At 67.4% G+C, this 21,051-nt stretch carries 23 protein-coding genes and 1 tRNA gene; 12 read left to right on the top strand and 12 right to left on the bottom strand.

What is annotated here, in order from left to right; translation table 11 throughout:
* Positions 1-8 precede the first annotated feature (8 nt).
* On the bottom strand, positions 9-326 hold the full coding sequence (locus EGH23_RS10775; RefSeq protein WP_220580014.1) for an ASCH domain-containing protein: 318 nt from the start codon (positions 324-326) through the stop codon (positions 9-11).
* Between the two features lie 139 nt (positions 327-465).
* On the opposite strand from EGH23_RS10775, the gene EGH23_RS10780 reads away from it, so the two are divergent.
* On the top strand, positions 466-1,464 hold the full coding sequence (locus EGH23_RS10780) for an NOG1 family protein (RefSeq protein WP_220580015.1): 999 nt from the start codon (positions 466-468) through the stop codon (positions 1,462-1,464).
* 13 nt (positions 1,465-1,477) lie between these two features.
* Here the strand turns inward: EGH23_RS10780 and EGH23_RS10785 are convergent, their stop codons facing one another.
* The 3 genes from EGH23_RS10785 to EGH23_RS10795 form a co-directional block, all read right to left on the bottom strand.
* Positions 1,478-2,455, bottom strand: a complete 978-nt coding sequence (locus EGH23_RS10785) for a calcium/sodium antiporter (RefSeq protein ID WP_220580016.1) — start codon at positions 2,453-2,455, stop codon at positions 1,478-1,480.
* Positions 2,456-2,537: 82 nt separating this feature from the next.
* On the bottom strand, positions 2,538-3,254 hold the full coding sequence (locus EGH23_RS10790; RefSeq protein ID WP_220580017.1) for an SIMPL domain-containing protein: 717 nt from the start codon (positions 3,252-3,254) through the stop codon (positions 2,538-2,540).
* Between the two features lie 60 nt (positions 3,255-3,314).
* Positions 3,315-4,595: a TIGR00341 family protein gene (locus EGH23_RS10795; protein WP_220580018.1), complete on the bottom strand. Its 1,281-nt coding sequence runs from the start codon at positions 4,593-4,595 to the stop codon at positions 3,315-3,317.
* A 149-nt stretch (positions 4,596-4,744) separates the two neighbouring features.
* Here EGH23_RS10795 and EGH23_RS10800 point away from each other — a divergent pair, with 149 nt between their 5' ends.
* Together EGH23_RS10800 and EGH23_RS10805 are read left to right on the top strand one after the other, a co-directional pair.
* On the top strand, positions 4,745-5,518 hold the full coding sequence (locus tag EGH23_RS10800) for a coenzyme F420-0:L-glutamate ligase (RefSeq protein ID WP_220580019.1): 774 nt from the start codon (positions 4,745-4,747) through the stop codon (positions 5,516-5,518).
* A complete protein-coding gene (locus tag EGH23_RS10805) occupies positions 5,505-6,482 on the top strand; it encodes a 5,10-methylenetetrahydromethanopterin reductase (protein WP_220580020.1) in 978 nt (325 codons plus the stop codon). The genes EGH23_RS10800 and EGH23_RS10805 overlap by 14 nt, the downstream gene beginning before the upstream one ends.
* Here the strand turns inward: EGH23_RS10805 and EGH23_RS10810 are convergent.
* Entirely contained in the window at positions 6,436-6,657 is a 222-nt protein-coding gene (locus EGH23_RS10810; protein ID WP_220580021.1) for a DUF8024 family protein, read from the bottom strand. The genes EGH23_RS10805 and EGH23_RS10810 overlap by 47 nt on opposite strands.
* A gap of 90 nt (positions 6,658-6,747) precedes the next feature.
* Here EGH23_RS10810 and EGH23_RS10815 point away from each other — a divergent pair, with 90 nt between their 5' ends.
* The 5 genes from EGH23_RS10815 (at position 6,748) to yciH (ending at position 11,857) form a co-directional block, all read left to right on the top strand.
* Positions 6,748-7,077, top strand: coding sequence for a DUF7573 domain-containing protein (locus tag EGH23_RS10815; RefSeq protein WP_220580022.1), 330 nt, complete (start codon positions 6,748-6,750; stop codon positions 7,075-7,077).
* Positions 7,078-7,253: 176 nt separating this feature from the next.
* On the top strand, positions 7,254-8,213 hold the full coding sequence (locus EGH23_RS10820) for an AAA family ATPase (RefSeq protein WP_220580023.1): 960 nt from the start codon (positions 7,254-7,256) through the stop codon (positions 8,211-8,213).
* The gene (locus EGH23_RS10825; RefSeq protein ID WP_220580024.1) at positions 8,210-9,184 is read left to right on the top strand and encodes a DUF58 domain-containing protein; all 975 of its coding nucleotides are present in this window, start codon (positions 8,210-8,212) and stop codon (positions 9,182-9,184) included. Before EGH23_RS10820 ends, EGH23_RS10825 begins: the two co-directional genes overlap by 4 nt.
* Positions 9,181-11,418, top strand: a complete 2,238-nt coding sequence (locus EGH23_RS10830) for a transglutaminase TgpA family protein (RefSeq protein ID WP_328765937.1) — start codon at positions 9,181-9,183, stop codon at positions 11,416-11,418. Before EGH23_RS10825 ends, EGH23_RS10830 begins: the two co-directional genes overlap by 4 nt.
* Positions 11,419-11,563: 145 nt before the next feature.
* Positions 11,564-11,857, top strand: a complete 294-nt coding sequence (yciH, locus tag EGH23_RS10835) for a stress response translation initiation inhibitor YciH (protein ID WP_135305337.1) — start codon at positions 11,564-11,566, stop codon at positions 11,855-11,857.
* Between the two features lie 79 nt (positions 11,858-11,936).
* Here yciH and EGH23_RS10840 read toward each other — a convergent pair whose 3' ends face one another.
* On the bottom strand, positions 11,937-12,248 hold the full coding sequence (locus tag EGH23_RS10840; RefSeq protein WP_220580025.1) for an ArsR/SmtB family transcription factor: 312 nt from the start codon (positions 12,246-12,248) through the stop codon (positions 11,937-11,939).
* A gap of 154 nt (positions 12,249-12,402) precedes the next feature.
* On the opposite strand from EGH23_RS10840, the gene EGH23_RS10845 reads away from it, so the two are divergent.
* Positions 12,403-13,797, top strand: a complete 1,395-nt coding sequence (locus tag EGH23_RS10845) for a GntP family permease (protein WP_220580026.1) — start codon at positions 12,403-12,405, stop codon at positions 13,795-13,797.
* Positions 13,798-13,858: 61 nt separating this feature from the next.
* Here the strand turns inward: EGH23_RS10845 and engB are convergent, their stop codons facing one another.
* From engB to EGH23_RS10875, 6 genes are all read right to left on the bottom strand, one after another.
* On the bottom strand, positions 13,859-14,476 hold the full coding sequence (gene engB, locus EGH23_RS10850; RefSeq protein ID WP_220580027.1) for a GTP-binding protein EngB: 618 nt from the start codon (positions 14,474-14,476) through the stop codon (positions 13,859-13,861).
* 64 nt (positions 14,477-14,540) lie between these two features.
* Positions 14,541-15,038 carry a metallophosphoesterase family protein gene (locus EGH23_RS10855; protein ID WP_220580028.1) on the bottom strand — a complete coding sequence of 166 codons (498 nt, stop codon included), beginning with the start codon at positions 15,036-15,038 and terminating at the stop codon, positions 14,541-14,543.
* A 40-nt stretch (positions 15,039-15,078) separates the two neighbouring features.
* Positions 15,079-15,384, bottom strand: coding sequence for a winged helix-turn-helix transcriptional regulator (locus tag EGH23_RS10860; protein WP_220580029.1), 306 nt, complete (start codon positions 15,382-15,384; stop codon positions 15,079-15,081).
* A 159-nt stretch (positions 15,385-15,543) separates the two neighbouring features.
* The gene (locus tag EGH23_RS10865) at positions 15,544-15,708 is read right to left on the bottom strand and encodes a hypothetical protein (RefSeq protein ID WP_220580030.1); all 165 of its coding nucleotides are present in this window, start codon (positions 15,706-15,708) and stop codon (positions 15,544-15,546) included.
* A 35-nt stretch (positions 15,709-15,743) separates the two neighbouring features.
* Positions 15,744-16,394, bottom strand: a complete 651-nt coding sequence (locus EGH23_RS10870) for a hypothetical protein (protein ID WP_220580031.1) — start codon at positions 16,392-16,394, stop codon at positions 15,744-15,746.
* A gap of 678 nt (positions 16,395-17,072) precedes the next feature.
* A tRNA-Asp gene (locus tag EGH23_RS10875) sits at positions 17,073-17,145 on the bottom strand.
* 285 nt (positions 17,146-17,430) lie between these two features.
* Between EGH23_RS10875 and EGH23_RS10880 the strand changes: the two genes are divergently transcribed.
* From EGH23_RS10880 to rpoB, 3 genes are read left to right on the top strand one after another with little or no spacing between them, the layout of a single operon-like run.
* Complete coding sequence (locus EGH23_RS10880) at positions 17,431-17,658, top strand: DNA-directed RNA polymerase subunit H (RefSeq protein WP_220580032.1); 228 nt, start codon at positions 17,431-17,433, stop codon at positions 17,656-17,658.
* The gene (locus tag EGH23_RS10885; RefSeq protein WP_162317246.1) at positions 17,658-19,223 is read left to right on the top strand and encodes a DNA-directed RNA polymerase subunit B''; all 1,566 of its coding nucleotides are present in this window, start codon (positions 17,658-17,660) and stop codon (positions 19,221-19,223) included. The genes EGH23_RS10880 and EGH23_RS10885 overlap by 1 nt, the downstream gene beginning before the upstream one ends.
* Position 19,224: 1 nt before the next feature.
* Complete coding sequence (gene rpoB, locus EGH23_RS10890) at positions 19,225-21,051, top strand: DNA-directed RNA polymerase subunit B (protein WP_220580033.1); 1,827 nt, start codon at positions 19,225-19,227, stop codon at positions 21,049-21,051.

The following is a 21,051-nucleotide window of genomic DNA, read 5'->3' on the forward strand; positions in this document are numbered from 1 at the left end:
CTACTCGCCTACGATTCGACGGGCGCGAACCGGTGCCGGACGACATCGTTGTCGTCGTCCCACTCGAACTCGTCGTGGACGCGGGCGAGTCGATCGCGATAGGCGGCTAAGTCCTCGGAGCCTTCGCGCCGTGCGTCCTCGTCGGTCAGGTCGCCGAGCGTCCGCTCGGTCACGTCGGTCACCTCGTAGGTGGTGCCGTCGATGTCGAACGTGTCGCCCTCGTCGGCGTAGCGGTGACCGCGGTGCATCTGCGTGATTTCCCCCTCGGCGGCCATGCGCTGGACGTGCTCGTTGGGCAGGAGTTCGCCGGCGTCGATGTGTGCCATACCGGGCGTACGCCCGGACCAGTGAAAAACGTGGGTCGCAGTTGTTTGGGCCCCCCGTCACCCAGCGTCCACGCACACTTCTCGCACAGCTGTCGTCGATTGGACGCGTTTTTACGCGCTGGCCGTCTACGACGGCCCAATGAGCCATCCTTTCGAGAATCTACCGACGACGCCGACCGCCGAGGAGGTCATCGACAAGGCCTTCTCGCGGGCGACCCGCGCCGGCGGCGCGAAAGAGGGCGTCGAGGCCCAGCAGTCAATGCTGATGACGGCCTCGAACATCGTCTCGGACAACCTCCAGAACGTCGCGCAGTCGTGGCCGACCATCGACGAGTTAGACCCCTTCTACGTCGAACTGGCCGACGCCGTCGTCAGCGAGTCCTACCCCGCCGACGACGACCCGGGCATCGACGCCCTGAAACAGCACCTCTCCGAGGTCTCGTGGGCTGGACGGAAGGCCAAGGAGATCCGACAGGAGTACGAGGGCCGACTGGTCCGCGGCGACAAGGACACCGCCCGCAAACTCCGCAAGCAGGCGTTCGCCCGCATGGCCGACGTGGTCGAGGAGGTCGAGGACGACCTCGCGGCCGTCTCGACGGCCCGGGACGCGCTGAAAGTCCTGCCCGACATCCGCCCGGACGAGCCGGCCATCGTCGTCGCGGGCTACCCCAACGTCGGCAAATCCTCGTTCGTCAACCGCGTCACGCGCGCCGACAACGAAATCGCTTCCTATCCGTTCACGACGACCCAGATCCGCGTCGGCCACTTCGAGGACCAGCGCATCCGCTATCAACTGGTGGACACGCCGGGACTGCTCGACCGGCCGCCCGAAGAGCGCAACGAGATCGAATCGCAGGCCGTCAGCGCGCTCGAACACCTCGCCGACGCCGTCCTCGTCCTCGTCGATCCGAGCGAGGAGTGCGGCTACCCGCTCGCCCAGCAACTCGAACTGCGGAACGACATCCAGGCGCGCTTCGACGTGCCGGTGCTCACGATCGCCAACAAGAGCGACCGCTCGACGGACGTGGAGGCCGACCACTACATGAGCGTCACCGAGGACGACAACGTCGGGGGCGTGTTGCAGGCGGCCGTCGACGCCGTCGGCTACGAACTGGAACTGCCGTTCGACGACGAGTAGCGAGCGGACAGTCTCAGCCGAGGACCCCGAGCAGTCCGAGCGCCCACCGGACCATCTCGGAGGCCGCGAACAGCGCCCCTTCGAGTCGCGAGAGCACCCGCCCGGTCCACAGCGCCGCGACCATGACGACCGAGATGCCGACCAGCCACAGCAGCGTCGCCGTCGCCGTCCCGCTCGCCGCGAGGGGTCGAACGAGCGCCGCGACGCCGACGATTCCCGTCAGGTTGTAGACGTTACTGCCGATGACGTTCCCGACCGAGACGCCGAGGCTTCCCCGCCGAATCGCCACCAGCGAGACGGCGAACTCCGGCGTCGACGTCCCGGCCGCGACGACGGTCCCGCCGATGACCCACTCGGAGATGCCCGCGCCGCGCGCCAGCGCCGACGCCGCCAGGACCATGTAGTCCCCGCTCACGAGCACCAGCGCCAGCCCGCCGAGCAACAGCAGGCCGTCCCGACCGCGGAGCGTCACGCGCTCGGTGACGGCGCTCGTCACCGGGTCTCCCGACCGCTCCGTCCCCGTCTTGCCCGACTGCTCGGCCCGGAGCAGGTACGCGGTGTAGGCGACGAACGCCCCGACCAGTACGACGCCCTCTAACCGCGTCACCGCCCCGTCGAGCAGAACGGCGACGCCGAGGAGGGTGCTCGCGAGCAGCGCCAGTCCGTCCCGTCGAACCAGCGTCTCGGTTATCGGGAGTACGCGGATCAGCGAGACGACGCCGAGGATGAACGCGAGGTTGTAAATGTTCGACCCGAGGACGTTCGCGACGGCGATGTCCCCCAGTCCCTTGAGCGCCGCGTCGACGGAGACGGCCAGTTCCGGCGTGGACGTTCCCATCGCCACGATAGTCAGCCCGATCGTGAGGTCCGACAGGCCGAACCGGCGGGCGAGTCGGACGACGGCGTCGACGAGGAAACGCGCGCCGACCCACAGCCCGAGAATCGACAGAACGATGACGACGAGTTGGACGAGGGGGCCACCGGCAACCATGCTCTAGTCGCTATCACCGATGGCGGGATGATGAAAACTTTGCCCGCGAGGCCGTTGGGGCGACCGCGACCCGTCGGGCCGCTCACCCGAGTTCGTAGGTCACCTGCACCGCCGCGTCGACGGTGACCGGACCGGGCGAGATGACCGTGCTCCCGCCGGCGCTCCCGGCGTCGGCGGCCATCTCGGCTCGGACGACGTATCGGCCGCTGTCGCTCGTCTGGATGGCGGCGACGCCGTCGACGGAGCGCTCCTCGGCGGCGGCGACGGTCTCGGCGTCAGTTCGCGCGCGGTCCATCGCGGTCGTCAGGGCCTCCTGTCGCGCGTCCTGTCGGGTCTGTTCGCTCAGGCCGTAAGTGATGCCCTCGACGCGGTCCGCACCCGCATCGACGGCGACGTCGATTAGCGAGCCGACCGCGTCGACGTCGCTCGTCTCGGCCTCGACGGTGTGGACGGCGACGTAGCCGACCTGTTCGCGGCCCGTCTCGGTCCGCTCGTACTCGGGGTGAATGCTGAAGCGGGCGGAGGTGACGTTCGCCCCCGCGTCTTCGAGCGCCCCCTGGACGGCGTCGGCGTCGCCGCTCAGGTTGTTCCGGGCGGCGGCGGCCGTCTCGCCGCGGCCGACGGCGGCGACGGTGACGGTCGCCCGGTCGGGCGCGCGTTCGACCGTCGCGTCCGCGCTGACGCTGACGGTGGCGTTCTCCGCCGACGGGACAGGTCCGCCGCTTGCGAGGGCGAACCCGACGCCGCCGGCCAGTAGAACGGCCAGTACACCTGCGATCGCGAGTGGTCTGGAGACCATACGCTGTCGACGCGCTCTACCGTATTTATGTAATCGTACGTTCAAAACCGCGTTTGAGCGTCAGGCGGCGCTCTCGACGACGACGTACTGGACCGACACCGAGACGTCCTGACCCGCCGCGGCGTCGGCGGCCGAGTCGATCTCGTCGACGAGGCCCGGCGGGTCAGTTCCGGGCGGGAGACCGACGGTGACGGTGACGTGACTGGGTTCCTGAAATATCACCGTGTTGGTGTGCTGAACGTCGACGGAGACGAGGTGCGCCGGGGGTTCGACCACCCCGTCTATCTGAGTCCGTATCTCCTGTTGGGTGGTCGCCCGCTGGTAGGAGTCGAGCGTCACGCCGCCGAGGAACGCCGACAGCACGAGGATGGCGACGGCGAGGACGCCGATGCGTTTGATGGTCGCCGACCGCGCCTCGCCCTTCTGGAACCACTGCTCGGGCCGGTAGCCCTGATACCAGAGCCCGATGAGGGCGGCGAGGTTGATCGAGAGGACGTTCACCAGCAGGAGGACGCCGGAGCCGAGACTGACGAACGGCGCGCCCCACGCGATACCGATGCCCACCGCGGCGGCGGGCGGGATGAGCGCGACGGCGATCATGACGCCGACCATGGCCGTCGACACCCCCGAGGTGAGACTGAGGATGCCCGCCGCGCCGGAACCGAGGGCGATGGCCAGCGAGAGGAAATCGGGGGAGACCCGCTCGCCGATCTGGTCGATCGCGGTGATGTCGGATATCGGCGGGATGAGGTTCGCCGTCCGGACGAAGAACGCGAAGACGGCGGCGCTGACGATAGAGAGGAGGAGGCCGACGACCTGTAATTTCACGCCGCGGCGGAACATATCGCGGTCGTCAACGACGGTGCCGACGTTCGCCGACAGCGCCGGGCCGATGAGCGGCGCGATGACCATCGACCCGACGATGACGGCCGCCGAGTTCAACAGGAGCCCGGCGGTGGCGACGACGGCGCTGATCACCGTCATCACGGCGTAGATCGGGAACGACGGGGCGAGTTCGTTGGCCTTCGCCATCAGTTCCTCGCGGGCGATGCGGTCCTCGCTCTCCTCGTTGGCGTACTTCTCCTGCAGCTCGTCGAACTGCCGGGAGATGACGGTGTTCGCCTCGACGACGACGGTGTACGTGTCCTCGTCTAAGCCGACCTCTCGCAGCGCCGCGAGGACGGGTTCGAGCGCCTCCGTTGGGATGGGGAACGAGACCACGGCCGCGATATCCCGGTTGCTCGTCTCGTTGGAGACGACGTAGTCGATGCCCTCGCCGTCGAGGACGTCGAGCGCGGCTTCGAGTTTGCCCGTCGGGACCGTGAGTTGTACCAACCGCACGGCTATCGGTGAGAGGGCGGCGGGTAAAAACCCGCGTGGTCGATACCGAGAACCGGCTGACCCGCCGCTCGATGCGGCAGCGATTGCCGACGACGGTCCCGCTTGCACCTAACGGCGGCCTTTTTCCCTCCCACCTCGGAGAGGGGGGTATGGAAGTCTCCCCGGTCGAGGGGTTGCCGGAGGTCCGCCCCGGCGACGACGTGGCCGCACTCATCGCGGAGCGGACGGACCTCCGAGACGGCGACGTCCTCTGTGTCGCGAGCACGATCGTCTCGAAGGCGGCGGGTCGTCAGGCTGACCTCGACGAGTTCGAGGCGGGCGAGCGAGCGGAGCGGATCGCCGAGCGAATCGGGGCCGTCACCGGCGAGGAGAAGGACCCCCGGTTCGCGCAGGCAGTTCTCGACGAGAGCGAGGAACTCGTCACCGACGCCCCGTTCATCCTCGCGGTCACGCGCTTCGGTCACATTACCGTCAACGCGGGCATCGACCGTTCGAACGTGCCCGACGCCGACCTGCTCCTCCTGCCCGAGGACCCCACCGAGAGCGCCGAGGCGATTCGGGCGGGAATCCGCGAGCGAACGGGGGCGGACGTGGCGGTCGTCGTCACGGATACCTCCGGTCGGCCGTTCCGCCTCGGCCAGCGCGGGGTCGCGCTGGGCTGGGCGGGTATCCCCGCCGCCCGCGATTGGCGCGGCGAGCGCGACCGCGACGGCCGCGAACTCGGCGTAACCGTACAGGCCGTCGTCGACGAGCTCGCCGCCGCGGGCAACCTCGTCACCGGCGAGGGCGGCGGCGGCACGCCGGTCGCTCTCGTCCGCGGCTTCGACTTCGGCGACCACGGCGAGAGCGACGCCCTCTACCGCTCGCCGGAGAGCGACGTCGTCAGGCAGGCGCTCAGGGAGTGGTCTCATGAACGCGATTGAACTCACCCCGGAACACCCGGTCGCACAGCTCTCGGACCTCGCCGTCGAGGCCGAGAAACAGGACTTCGACGCCGTCTTCGCCAGTCACCACTACAACAACCGCGACCAGTTCATGGCGCTCGCGGAGATGGCCAACAGGACCGACGAGGTCCTGCTCGGGCCGGGCATCGCCAACCCCTACGAGACCCATCCGGTGACGCTGGCCTCGCGGGTCGGGACCCTCTCGGAGATGAGCGGCGGCCGCGCCGTCTTCGGCGTCGGCCCAGGCGACAAGTCTACGATCCGGAATCTCGGGTTCGACCACGACGACGCCCTGCGGCGCGTCTTGGAGACGGTCAAGGTCGCCGAGCGGCTCTGGGACGGCGAGCGCGTCGACCACGACGGGACCTTCGAGGCGGTCGACGCGGGCCTCAACTACGAGGTCGGCGAGATCCCCACGTACGTCGGCGCGCAGGGGCCACACATGACGCGGATGGCCGCGAAGCACGCCGACGGCGCGCTGTACAACGGCGCGCACCCGAGGGATCTCGCGTGGGCGCGAGAACGGGCCGAGGAGATGGCCGACGAGCGCGTGCCCGACACCGAGTTCGACCTCGCGGCCTACGCCAGCGTCTCGGTCGCCGAGGACGGAGACGCCGCCCGCGAGGCCGCCCGGCCGCCGGTCGCGTTCGTCGCCTCGGGGTCGCCGCCGCCGGTGTTAGAGCGCCACGGCATCGACCGCGACGTCGCCGCGGACGTCGGCGACGCCATCTCGGCCGGCGAGTTCGAGCGGGCCTTCGGGCTGGTCACCGACCCGATGCTCGACGCGTTCTGTATCACCGGCACGCCCGAGGACGTGGCCGACCGGGTCGAGGCGCTGCGAGAACACGCCGACAGCGTCGTCTTCGCCTCGCCGCTCGGTCCGGATATCGAGGAGGCTATCGGTCTGCTCGGGGCGGCGACCGACCGCTCCCCGGACGCATGAACAGCGAGACGACCGCGCCGAGCGAGAGGTAGCCGAAGACGGCCGAGGCGACGCCGACCAGCAACGCGCCGACGACGATGAGAATCGCCGAGAGGGGGTCGGACATGGCGATCGTGACGAACTCGCCCGGTGCGTCGAGGATGCTCTGAACGAACTGTGAGAGGAGCCCTTGCATGCCCGGGCGTTGGCAGTGCCCCCACTTTGCGTTTCCGTTCGCGGCGACGCTCCAGACAGCTATTTGGCGCTCCCGTTCGGAGCGACTGTTATGAGCGAAGACGCCTCGCTGGACCGGTTCCTCGACGAGGACGACGCCGAGGCGGACGAGAGCGATTCGGCGGCCGCCGAGTCGGACGCGAGAGACGATCCGGTGGCAGTCGGCGCGGAGTCGGCGTCGGTAGACGGCACGGAATCGAGCGACGGGGAGCCAGGTGACGAGGAGCCGACCGACGACGGCGGTGTGACGCCGGCGACGACGACCTACGCGTGGTCGGGCGAGGGCGCGGCGTGCGGTGCGTGCGGCGGGACCGTCGAGCGCCGGTGGCAACAGGACGGCTCGCTGGTCTGTGCCGACTGCAAGGAGTGGGACCGCTCCTGACCGCCCGCGTGGGAAAGGTCTCCATCCAGCAAAGTTACGTGTACGCACTCCTAACACGTAGCTACATCGGAACTGCGCACGGTGCGGACGAGCGACGGGCGAACTGACTCACTCGTCGCGGGGTGGCGCGCTCTCCCACCGCGCGGTCGGGTGCTCGCCGCGCAGCATCTCCACACATGACAGACACGGACACAACACGCGGCCAACAGTCGGACAGCGCGCTCCGCGACGCGAGTCGCGTCGCGACACAGGTAATCGAGAACGTCGAGGAGGTCATCGTCGGCCACCACGACGAGATCGAACACATCGTGACGGCGTTGCTCGGCCGGGGCCACATCTTACTGGAGGACGTCCCCGGCGTCGGCAAGACGATGCTGGCGCGGTCGGTCGCGGCTTCCTTCGACGGCGAGTTCAAGCGCGTGCAGTTCACGCCGGACCTCCTCCCGACGGACGTCACCGGCGTCAACGTCTACAACCAGAAGACGCAGGAGTTCGAGTTCCGCCGCGGCCCCATCTTCGCCAACGTCGTGCTGGGCGACGAGATCAACCGCGCGCCGCCGAAGACACAGTCCGCCCTGTTGGAAGCGATGGAGGAGGGACAGGTTTCGGTCGACGGGACGACCCACCCGGTCCCCCAACCGTTCACCGTCATCGCCACGCAGAACACGGTCGAGCAGAACAAGGCCTACGACCTGCCGATGGCCGAACTCGACCGGTTCATGACGAAGCTCCACCTGGGCTATCCCGGAGAGGAGGAGGAGACGGCGATGCTGGGAGCGGTCGTCGGCAACCACCCTATCGACGAGCTGTCGCCCGTGGCGACGCTCTCGGACCTCCAGGCCGCCCGCGACACCGTCGCCGACGTGACCGTCGAGGAGGCGATCCGGTCGTACGCGACCCGCCTCGCGCGCTACACCCGGGAGAACGCCCAGCTCGGCGTCAGCCCGCGCGGGAGCATCTCGCTGCTGCGAGCGGCACAGGCCCGCGCCGTCCTGAACGGGCGGACCTACGTCGTCCCCGACGACGTCCAGCGGGAAGCGCCGGTCGTCCTCCCCCATCGGATCCGGACCGATAGCAGCGAGCAGACCGCCGACGCCCTCGTCGCGGCGGCCCTCGATACAGTCGACGTCGAATGAGACCGACACGTCGCGGCGTCGGCGTCCTCCTCGTCGCCGCCGCCGCCGTGGCCGTCGCCGCCCGATTCGGCCAGCAGGCGCTGGGCGCGGTCGCCGGCCCGCTGCTCGTGGGGTTCGTCGTGGCCGTCGGACAGGTGTACGTCGCCGGCACGCCGACCGTCGAGCGGTCGTCGCCGCGGCGCGGCTTTCCCGGCGAGCGCCGAACCGTCGAGCTCACCGTCGAGGGGAGCGGCGTCGCCCGCCTCACCGACCGCCTCGCCGAGGGACTCAGCGGTGGCGGCACCGTCCGCCGCTCGCTCCCGGCGACAGTCCGGTACGAGGTGACCTACGACCGGCGGGGCGAACACCGCCTCGGGCCGGTCGACGTGGCGCTGACCGACGCGCTGGGCCTCGTCGTCTCGAAGACGACGGTCGACGCGACCGCCGACGTCCTCGTCTACCCGTCGGTGTATCGGGTCGGCGGCCCGGACACCTTCGTCCAGACGCTCGTCCCCGACACCGAGGACCGGCAGTCGTTCGACCGCCTGCGCGAGTACGTCCCCGGCGACTCCCTGCGCGACGTCCACTGGAAGTCCAGCGCCAAGCGCGACGACCTCCTCGTCAAGGAGTTCGCCGACCGGCGCAGCGACCGCGGCCTCCTCGTCGTCGCGGAGGCCGAAGACGGGCACGGCGACGAGATGGCGGCCGCCGCCGCCACCGTGGCGATGGGCGCGCTGGAGACGGGATTGGCCGTCGAACTGGCCGTCCCCGGCGGGACCGTCGGGAGCGGCTACGGCGACACCCACCGCACGCGGCTGCTGGAACTGCTCGCTCGCACCCCGGCCGGCGAGACGGGCCGGGCCGACGACGCGGACGTGTTGGTCACCGCGGACGAGAGCGGCGTCACCGTCACCGTCGAGGACCGTAACCAGACCTTCGAGGACGTGACGACGAGCCGAGACAACCCGCTCGTCGGGGAGGTGGGGTCGTGAGCGGCGTCACCGGCCGGCTCCGCGGGGCGCTCCCGTGGAGCGAGACGCGGGTGCTCGCGCTGCTCGCCGTCGCGCTCGCGCTCGGCGCGCCGCTGCGGACGATGTATCACCTCATCGACGTGGTCGGCGACCCGACGCTGTTTCTCGCGGTCAGCGCCGTCTCGCTGGCCGCGGCTGCCCTGTTGGCGCGCTTCCTGCCGCCGGTAGTGGCACTCGTCATCGGTGTGGTGCTGTTCGCGGCGGGGCTGGTGTGGTACATCACGAACCTCACGACGGACCCCGCTATCGCCGACTTGCTCCGGGACACCGCGGCGCTGCTGTCCGGACGGCGACTGCTGCAGATAGCGAACGTCCGCCTGTGGGTCATCTCCTTCGCCCCCGCGCCGGTGTTTCTCGCGACGTACTTCGCGCTCCGGCGGTGGTACGTCACCGCGGTCATGGCCGCCGGCACGACGCTCACGTTCTTCGTCCTGACGACTGACGCCGGCGTCGTGACGACGCTGCTCGGCGTCGTCGGCGGGTTCGCCGCCATCGGCTTCGGCAACCTCGATACGCTCTCGCCGCCCGACGAGACGATTCCGCCGGCGTCGTCGGACACCGCTTCGGCGACCGGGGGGGACGCGGCGGAAGGCGACGCCGGCGTCGACTCCGGCCGACGGGCGGTCCTCGAACAGCTGGCCGCCATCATCGTCCTCCCGACGATCCTCTCGCGTGCGCCCTCCGTCTCGGGGAGCGCCCTCTCCTTCACCGACGAGAGCGGCACGACCGTCGAGGGCAGTCTGCTCGACGCCGACGAGTCGCTGACGGTGCAGGGCGACATCTCGCTGACGCCGACGGTCCGGTTCACCGTCGAGAGCGAGGAGCCGCGCTACTGGCGCGTCGCCGCCTACGACCGCTACACGGGCGACGGCTGGGTCCGCACCGGGAACGCGAGTCCGTACGGCGGTAACCGCCTCACCGGCCCGCCCGGCGATAGCCGCCCGCTGCGCCAGTCGTACGAAGCCGAGTCGGCCATCAGCACGGTCCCGGCGGCGTGGAAGCCGATTCGCTACGACGGGGAGATCGACGTGGAGCTGACGACCCACCGCGGCTTCCAGCCGATCGAGCAACTCACGGCGGGCGACAGCTACGAGGTCACGAGCGAGGTCGTCGTCGCCACGCCGCGGCAGTTGCGCGACGCCGGGGAGGACTACCCCGACCGGATCACGCAGCGCTACCTCCAACTGCCCGACAGCACGCCCGACCGGGTCCGCGAGACGACGACGACGCTGACCGCCAACGCGGAGAACCCCTACGAGACGGCGCTGGTCGTCGAGCGCTGGCTCCAGAACGAGCGGGAGTACTCCCTCGAAGTCGACAAGCCCGACTACAGCGTCGCCGACCGATTCCTCCACGAGATGGACCGCGGCTACTGCGTCTACTTCGCCACGACGATGGTAGTGATGTTGCGGACCCAGGGCATCCCCGCCCGATTCGCCGTCGGCTACACGTCGGGCGAGCAGGTCGACGAGAACCGCTGGGTGGTCCGCGGGCTCAATTCCCACGCGTGGGTCGAGGCGTACTTCCCCGACCACGGCTGGATCCAGTTCGACCCGACGCCGAGCGGACCGCGCGAGTCGGCCCGGCAGAACCGAATCGAGGAGGCTCGCTCGGACGGCGACGACTCGGCCGATACCGACGAGACGGGCGGCGAAAGCGGGTTCACGCCGACGCCGACGGCCACGCCGCCGCCGCTGACCGAGACCCCCGAGGAGAACGAGACGCCGACACCGACGCCGAACGGCACCGACGATGCAGGCGACACGCCGACGCCGCGGGACCGGTCCGGCGGCGGCACCGACGGCGGCGACGGCGGCACGACGCTGCCGGAACTCCCCTCGCGCGAGGAGGCCGCACTCGGCCTCGTGGCGCTACTGGGAACGGCCGCCGGCCTCCGCCGCGCCGGCGTGACCGACCGCGTCTCGCGGGCGATCTGGCTCCGGTACCAACGGCGCGAGGACCCCGAGACCGACGTCGAGCGCGCGTTCCAGCGCGTGATGGCCGTCCTCGCGGACGAACATCGTCCCCGCGAGCGCGGCGAGACGGTCCGAGCGTACCTAGACGCCATCGACGCCGGCGCGGAGGCTCGCCGAATCGCGACCCTTCGCGAACGACTTCGCTACGGCGGCGACGTCTCCGAGGCGGCCGCCGACGAAGCGGTCGAAATCGCGGACAGCGTGGTCGAAAACCGGTAGGCGCGGCTTTCGCCCGACAGTGTTTAATACGAAGGTTTCGTACGGGCCGGTGTAATGTCGGAAGTCTGCTCGCTGCTCAAGGCGAGTACACCGCAAGTCCAAAGATACGGCCAGCCAAGTACGAATAAAACACTTGGAGGATACCGTGTCTGAGGTCTGCTCGACGTGCGGACTGCCTGAGGAGCTCTGCGTCTGCGAAGACGTCGCCAAAGAGTCCCAGCAGATCAACATCCGCATCGACGAGCGCCGTTACGGGAAGGAGGTAACGATCATCGAAGGGTTCGACCCCAAAGACGTGGACATGGACTCGCTGTCTTCGGACCTCAAGTCCAAGTTCGCCTGCGGGGGGACGGTCGAAGACGGCCAGATCGAGCTCCAGGGCAACCACACCGGTCGCGTCGAGGACTTCCTCCGCGACAAAGGCTTCAACGTCGCCTGACCTCCCGATCGTCGGAACGGTTCTGCGGCAGCTGGTTTTCGAGTGGCTACGACGTCGCCGTCCTTGACCCGAGGACGAATCAGCCCATATCGGGCCGCTGTCGGCGGTGGAGCGTGAACTCCCCGTCGTCGAGTTCGATGTCGACTTCCCCGAGCGTCGACCGGTAACGCGTACACTCGCCGGCACGCCCGTTGGCACCGAGTTCCGGCGTCAGCAGGCCGTACTCGGTCAGCGTCTCGATCTGTCGGTAGATGGTCGGGAGCGACGCGTCACACTCCGCCTCCAGTTCGTAGGGGGTCATCGGCTCGGTGCTCGTGAGCCGAAGGATCTGGCGGACGTACTCGTTTCCCAAGAGGTCGAGAATCGAGTTGGCAGTCGCTCGTTCGCACATGAAGTATCGGAGCCACCACTCTTATTGTAAAGGATTTTGCGGTTTCGGTAGTACCAGAAAGATGTCTCTGAAACAATACAACGTTATCGATGAATAATAATCAACATAATTATTACACGACGTGGGGTTCGAGTCGTCGCCGGAGTGATACGCTATGGCAATCGAGTTCGCACACAGTCCGTTACTGACGTTCGTACTGGCGCTGGTAGCGGTCGTGTTCCTGTTGGTCGTTCTCGACCTCCCGGCGTTCGTCGGGTTGATAATCGCGGCGTTCTTCGTCGGCGTACTCAACGTCGTCTTCGTCCCCGACTTCGGGGCGGCACAGGCCGCCAGCGCGGTCGCAACGGCGTTCGGCAACGGGATGGCCGGCATCGGCATCCCCATCCTGATGGCCGCGGTGATCGGAAAGTCGATGCTGGAGAGCGGCGCGGCACAGCGCATCGTCAGGGGGTTCCAGAACCTGCTGGGGAAGGGAAACTCCGACTATGCGCTGTGGGGTAGCAGCACTATCCTCGCTATCCCGGTGTTCTTCGACAGCGTGTTCTACCTCATGGCCCCGCTCGCCCGGTCAATGCGCGCCCGCGTCGGGCGCGACTACACGCTGTTCATCGTCGTCGTCGGCGCCGGCGGGGCGACGGCCCACGTGTTCGTCCCGCCGACGCCCGGCCCCCTCGCCGTGGCGGCGGAGATCGGAGCCAACCTGGGGATGACTATCCTCCTCGGCATCGTCACCGCGATCCCCGTGGCGTTCGTCGCGGGAATCGTCTACGGGCGCTGGATAAACTCGCGAATAGACATCCCGCTGCGGGACGCGATGGCCACCACTACTGATGAGTTAGAGGAACTGGCCGACCGTGACACGCGGAGCCTCCCGGGCGTGCTCGAATCGCTCGCGCCCATCCTGCTCGCCGTCCTCCTCATCGCGTCGCTCACCGCGATCAATACGTTCGAAGACGCCGTCCCCGCACTGTCGGTGCTCAGACCCTACGCCGCGTTCTTCGGCGACAAGAACGTCGCGCTGACCATCGCGGCGCTCGCGGCCGCGTGGACGTTCTACCGGTACAACGATATGAGTCAGAGCGAATGGACCGACGAGCTGACGGAGGCGCTGAAAAGCGGCGGCAACATCGCCGCCATCACGGCCGCCGGCGGCGCGTTCGGTGCGCTGCTGGCCGCGTCCGGCGTCGGCGACTACATCACCGGCGCGCTCTCCGGCGTCGGTATCCCGCTGCTGGTCAGCGCGTGGCTCATCGCCGCCATCATCCGCATCGCGCAGGGCTCGGCGACGGCGGCGATGCTCACCACTGCGGGTATTATGGCCCCGCAGGTGCCGGAACTGGCCGTCCATCCGGCCTTCCTCGTGATGGCTATCGGGGCCGGCGGCAACATCTTCTCGTGGTACAACGACAGCGGGTTCTGGCTGGTCAAGGAGATCGGCGGCCTCACGCAGGCCGAGACGCTGAAGACCTGGACCGTCCTGACGACGATAATCGCCGTTACGGGCCTCATCACGACGCTCGTGTTCGCGTCCGTCGTCCCGCTGGCCTGACTGACAGATGACCGCCATTGGAGGGGGCGTTCCTCTCCGCTGGCTCGTTCGTCGAGTCCCGTCAGAAGAACTGGAAGAGGTCGTCCCGCTGTGCCTCGTGTAGATGGTGGCGAACCGCCTCGTTCAGCGCGTCGATGTTCCCGCGCTTCGCGGAGATGGGAGCGATGGTCTCCTGCCACTGCTGCCACGGCGGGTGGAGACCGAGGCGGTCGCAGAGGTCGTCTAAGCGCTCGTCCCCGTCGTCGACCTTGTCCATCTTGTTGACGGCGACGACGGGTTCGACGCCGACCTCGCGGAGGAAGTGGAACATCTCGACGTCGTGAGGGATCTCGTCGGGACCGGAGTGACGGTCGATGATGTCCACGACGCTCTTGCCGTCGACGACGAGAATGCCGACCAGAATCTTCTCGGCGTTCGCTTCGACGTAGCGGACCACGTCGGTCTTGATCTCCTCGCGGACGTCCTCGGGAACGCCCTTCATGAAGCCGAAGCCGGGGAGGTCCGTGAGGACGAAATCCGGCCCGGCCCAGTCGTAGTGATTGGGCTCGCGGGTGACGCCGGGACGCTGGCCGGTGTCGAACGTGTGGCCGGTCAGCTCTCGCATCAGCGTCGACTTGCCGACGTTGGAGCGGCCGACGAGGACCACCTCGGCGTCGCGGTCCGGGCGTGAGTCGAACATACCGCCGGTACAGCGCCGACGGGGAAAAGCGCGTCAGTTTCGCTCGGCGGATCGAGCGAGAGAACTACTGCTCGTGCAGCGTCACGTCGAGGTCGCCGTCTCGCACCGTCGCGGTCATCATCGTCGTCCGGTCGGCGGGGGCCGCGCCCGTTACGCTCCCGGGGTTCAGTAGCCGGACGCCGCCGTGAGTCGTATCCAGCACTTCGTGGGTGTGGCCCGAGACGCCGACGGCGTCGCCGTCCGCCTCCTCGGCCTCCTCGCGGACGATCCCGGCGACGCGGTCCTCGTACCCTCGATGCGAGCCGGTGCCGTGCGTGACGACGAAGGTGACGCCGTCGAGTTCGACCGTCGCTCGCTCGGGAAGCCCGATACGCGGGTCCATGTTCCCCGCGACGGCGGTCAGCCGCGCCGACATCGCTCTGACGTTCGCCAGCGCTCCTTCGCTGTCGAAATCCCCGGCGTGGATCACGTGGTCGGCCGCTTCGATGCGCTCTTGGAAGGCGGCGGGTATCTCGGCGGCCCGCGACGGGATGTGCGTGTCGCTGATGAGTGCAACGTCCATGACTGCTGGTTCGACGGCCGGCGACAAAATCGTTGGTCCGCTACTCGGCGGCTTCCGTCGTCGTAAACAGTTCTTCGAGGTCTTCGAGGCGATCGACGAGCGTCTCGATACCCTCGTTTATGTCTGCGACCCGCTGATCGATGTCGTCGGCCGGGATCGCTCCCTGCGGCGTCGGGTCGACCAGTTCGTCGTCCTCCAGCATCCGGAGCGAGTACCGTACCTTGTGTTCCGGAATCCCCGTCTCCTCGGAGAGCCGAACGATGCCGATCGGTCCGTTGTCGATGACCGCTTCGAGAATCGTCAGGTCTCGTCCCTCCTTTTCGACCTGATCGCTCAGTCTTTCCATGCCCATAGAGAATCGTATCTATCCGTACTGCGTGCCGATACATAAACGCCCCAGTTGTGACACCGTCAGCGTAGCGAATCGGTCCCGAGGCCCTCGGTTTCACCCGACCCTCGCTACCGCTCGCTCGTCCGGAGACCCCTCCCTCCGATCGGGCTCTCCCTACTCGTGGGTCACTTCCTTCCCCGTTCGTAGTTCGTGGTTCTCGCTCGCTTCGCTCGCTCCGAACCACGCGACTGCTCGCGTGTCGCTGACGCTCCCGCTCGCTTCTTCGAGGGCCTTCGCTTCGCTCAGCCCCTCGTTACTGCTCGCGGCTTCGCCGCTCACTTATCCGGAGACCCCTCCCTCCGGTCGGGCTCTCCCTACTCCTCTACGGGCGTCCGCCGCAGCTCGTCCAGCTGGTCGCGCAACTTCGAGAGCTCCGTCTCCAGTTCCTCGCGGCGGTCGATGAGCGCGCTCAGCTCCTCGGTGTTGACCGAGTAGTCGTTCTCTAGGGCCACGTCGAGGGCGTCGGTGGTCGCCGCCGCGAGGTCCGTCGAGACCCGGAGCACTTCACTCGGCGTCCCGCGCGATTCATACAGTTGCTGGTCGCCCGAGAGCGGGCTGTAAGCTATCATCGGCGCTTCGACGCCGTGGTGATACGTGACCGTGTAACTGGTGTCCGTCACCGGGTTGAGCCGATCCTCCGCCCGCTCGGTCCTGACGATGTTGAACGGCTCGGCGAGCGTCGGATAGGTCTCCGCGAGATCTCGCAGGCGGTCGGCGGCGGTCACGTCGAGTTGCGCCTCGACGTCGCCGAAGAACTGTCGGGAGTTCGTCAGACTGAACGCGACGGTGTAGAAGACGGACTCGTCGCTGTCCGCGAGGTTCCGCACCCGCTCGCGGACCTCGCCGTGACGCCCCTCGATGGTCAGCTTCTCCAGTTCTTCGAGCAGCGCCCGGACGCCCTCCTCGCGTTCGAGGAACGCCTCGACGATCGCGCCGGGCATCGCCTCGTCCTCTACGTCGTCCATGCCCTCCGTTGGGACGTACCCACTAAACAGTCTATCGGCGCGCTGGCTGGCACGCCGACGCGACAGCGGGGACAAAACATATGCCGGATTGGCGTCTTGCTTCCTACGTCCGCCTCCCGGGGCGGGCCTATGACAGGGTGAGGGGCGCACACCCCTCACACGCCACACTTTCCCCCGGTAGGTCATTGTTATAGCCGCGCTAATTCCGCTATCACTCGCGAGAGCCGTCGCTATACACGTGCTAACGGGTTCCAATCCCTTCGTCCGCGTTTCCCCGAACTCGCCGTCGCTCGGCGACGAGACGCCCCGCTGGGGAGTTGAGTTAGAGAGAAAGCGCCCGGAGCGGGAGTGAGCAATCGCTACGCGATTGCGAACGCCGAGAGACTTCGTCTCTCGGAATTTGAACCCGAGAGAGACTCGCTTCGCTCACTCGTTCCGTGCTTCAAATCCCTTTCATCGTTTCACCTGCTCACGGTGACGAGCACACGCTACGCGGTGCTCTTGGATTCGTTCGCGGTAGAAGACGCCCGGAGCGGGATTGAACCGAAACAAGAAATGCTCGCTCCCGTTGGTCGCTGCGCGTTCTCGTAGGGTTCAAACCCGTTCGTTACGCATTCACCGAACTCGTTCTTGCTCGGCGACAAAACGCCTCGCTGGAGGTCGAGTTCGGAAGAAGTACGCCCGGAGCGGGATTTGAACCCGCGTCACGACCGTGACAGGGTCGTATGATGGGCCACTACACCATCCGGGCACGCTGCCTTGCTGCACTTCTTCGTATCCCGGTGTTAGTATTAAGGCTTTCCAAAGGAAGGCGCCCTGGGATGGGTACCCGTGGCGGGACCCAAACTTCTATATCTGGGCTGGCCGAACTGGCCGGTACGCGAGGTCATCCCAAAGCTCCCGGCGTGGGGGAGATGGGTCGAGTAGCTACTGCCGGCCGAGTTAGTAAGCGTTATACCGATGCCGACAATAACGACCTGTAGTATCTCGTGACAGCAACCTTCTCCAGTAGCAGGCCCCACGCACACGCACACACATGGTAGATGTAAGTCAACACGACCTCGTCCCCGACCACAGCGTCGTCGACGAGGACGACCTCGACGCGGTGCTCGAGGAGTACGACATCAAACGAACCGACCTTCCGAAAATCAAACGAGCCGATCCGGCGCTCCCGGAGGAAGCCGAGATCGGCGACGTCATCCGAATCGAACGCGACTCGCGAACGACCGACGTCGCGGTCGTCTATCGACTGGTGGTGGAATAATGGACACACAGGACCGACGCGCAATCTCGCGTGAGTACTTCGCCAAGGAACGGCTCGCAGAACATCACTTCCGCTCGTTCAACTCCTTCCTCGACCGGGGGATGCAACAGGTCGTCGACGAGAAGGAGACCATCGACACCGACATCGGCGACAAAGAGGGGCAGGAACCGGTGTGGGTCGAACTCGGCGACGTCCGCGTCGTCACCCCCCGAGTCCGAGAGGCCGACGGCAGCGAGGAACTGCTCTACCCGCAGGAGGCTCGCCTCCGCAACATCACCTACTCCGCGCCGGTGTTCATGGAGATGGCCATCGTCCGCGGCGGCGAGGAGGAACCCGAGGAAGTCGTCGATCGGACCGAGACCAAGATCGGGCGGATGCCCGTCATGGTCGGCTCGAACAAGTGTAACATCGCCGGTTTCTCCGACGAGGAGCTCATCGACATCGGCGAGGACCCCGCCGACCCCGGCGGCTACTTCGTGGTCAACGGCTCCGAGCGGGTGCTGATGACCAGCGAGGACCTCGCCCCGAACAAGATTCTCGCCGAGTACGACACGAAGTACGGCGACGAGGTGCAGGTCGCGAAGACCTTCTCCCAGCGCCGCGGCTACCGCGCGCTCGTCCTCTGTGAGCGCACCCGCGACGGCCTGCTCGAAGTCTCCTTCCCGTCTGTTTCGGGGAGCATCGACTTCGTGACGCTCGTTCGCGCGCTGGGCCTCGAATCCGACGAGGAGATCGTCCACCGCGTCAGCGAGGACCCCGAGATCGTGAAGTTCATGCTCGAGAATCTGGAGGAGGCCGAGGTCCAGACGACCGAGGGCGCGATCGAGACCCTCGGCCAGCGCGTCGCCTCCGGCCAGGGCAAGAACTACCAGCTGAAGCGGGCCAACTACGTCATCGACCGCTATCTGCTGCCGCACCTCCACGAGGAGGGCGTCGACGAGGAGGAGGTCCGCATCAACAAGGCGTACTACCTCTGCCGGATGGCCGAGGCCTGCTTCGAACTCGCGCTCGACCGCCGCGAGTCCGACGACAAGGACCACTACGCCAACAAGCGCCTGAAGGTCAGCGGCGACCTGATGACCGACCTGTTCCGGACGGCGCTGAACAAGCTCGCCCGGGACGTGAAATACCAGCTCGAACGCGCGAACATGCGGAACCGCCAACTGTCTGTCTCCACGGTGGTCCGCTCGGACGTGCTGACCGAACGGCTGGAACACCCCATCGCGACGGGGAACTGGGTCGGCGGCCGCTCGGGCGTCTCGCAACTGGTCGACCGGACCGACTTCATGGGGGTTCTCTCCCACCTTCGCCGCCTGCGCTCGCCGCTCAGCCGCTCGCAGCCCCACTTCGAGGCGCGTGACCTGCACGCGACCCAGTGGGGTCGCATCTGCCCCTCGGAGACGCCGGAGGGTCCGAACTGCGGACTGGTGAAGAACTTCGCACAGGCGATGGAGCTGTCACAGGACGTCGAGGACAATCAGGAACTGAAGCAGGAACTCGCGGATATGGGGGTCCAGGGCATCCCCGGAATCGAATCCATCCAACAGCAGCCCGCGGACGATTAACATGAGTCAGGGACGCGAAGCCAAAGTATACGTGAACGGTAGCCTGGTCGGGACACACCCCGACCCCGAACAGCTCGCAGAACAGGTCCGGCAGGCCCGACGGCGGGGAGACGTCTCCCAGATGGTCAACGTCTCGGTCAAGGACCGCACCGAGGAGGTCATCATCAACGCCGACGCCGGCCGCGCCCGGCGTCCGCTGCTGGTCGTCGAGGACGGCGAGCCGCTCATCTCCGAGGAGGAGGTCGAGCAGGTCAAAGACGACGAGCTGGAGTTCGAAGAGCTCGTCGAACGCGGCGTGGTCGAGTTCATCGACGCCGAGGAAGAGGAGGACATCCTCGTCGGCGTCGACGAGAGCGAACTCACCGAGAACCACACGCACCTCGAAGTCGACCCGCAGCTGATGTTCGGGATCGGCGCGGGGATGATTCCGTACCCCGAGCACAACGCCAGCCCCCGCATTACGATGGGGTCGGGGATGATCAAGCAGTCGCTCGGGCTGCCGAGCGCGAACTACCGCATCCGCCCCGACACGCGCCAGCACCTGCTGCACTACCCGCAGCTCTCGATGGTCAAGACCCAGACCACCGAGCAGATCGGCTACGACGACCGGCCGGCCGCACAGAACTTCGTCGTCGCCGTCATGAGCTACGAGGGGTTCAACATCGAGGACGCGCTCGTGATGAACCAGGGGTCGGTCGACCGCGCGCTCGCCCGCTCGCACTTCTTCCGGACCTACGAGGGCGAGGAGCGGCGCTACCCCGGCGGACAGGAGGACCGCTTCGAGATGCCCGACGACGAGGTTCGCGGCGCTCGCGGCGAGGAGGCGTACACGCACCTCGACGACGACGGACTGGTCAACCCCGAGACGGACGTCGGCGAGAACGCCGTCCTGCTCGGGAAGACCAGCCCGCCCCGGTTCCTCGAAGAGCCGGACGACATGGGCGGTCTCTCCCCGCAGAAGCGTCGTGAGACGTCCGTGACGATGCGTTCGGGCGAATCGGGCGTCGTCGACACGGTCACGCTGATGGAGGGCGAGGACGGCTCGAAGCTCTCGAAGGTCTCGGTGCGCGACGAGCGCATCCCCGAACTCGGGGACAAGTTCGCCAGCCGACACGGCCAGAAGGGCGTCGTCGGCCACATCGCACCGCAGGAGGACATGCCCTTCACCGAGGAGGGCGTCGTCCCGGACCTCATCATCAACCCGCACGCGCTGCCGTCGCGGATGACGGTGGGCCACATCCTGGAGATGATCGGCGGGAAGGTCGGCGCACTGGAAGGCCGCCGCGTCGACGGCACCGCCTTCACCGGCGAGGACGAGGAGCGACTCCGCGGCTCGCTCGAGGAGCACGGCTTCGATTCCTCGGGCAAGGAGACGATGTACTCCGGCGTCACCGGCGAGAAGATCGAGGCCGACATCTTCGTCGGCGACATCTTCTACCAGAAGCTCTACCACATGGTCTCGAACAAACTGCACGCTCGCTCGCGCGGGCCGGTGCAGGTGCTCACCCGCCAGCCCACGGAGGGGCGCGCCCGCGAGGGTGGTCTCCGTGTGGGTGAGATGGAACGGGACGTGCTCATCGGGCACGGCGCGGCGATGGCGCTCAAAGAGCGCCTGCTCGACGAGTCCGACCGCGAGTTCATCAACGTCTGCGGCCAGTGTGGGATGACCGCCGTCGAGAACGTCGAGCAACGGCGCGTCTACTGTCCGAACTGCGAGGAGGAGACGGACATCCACGAGGTGGAGATGTCCTACGCGTTCAAGCTCCTCTTAGACGAGATGAAGGCGCTCGGCATCGCCCCGCGAATCGAACTGGAGGACGCAGTCTAA

This window comes from Haloarcula nitratireducens, assembly GCF_019599505.1.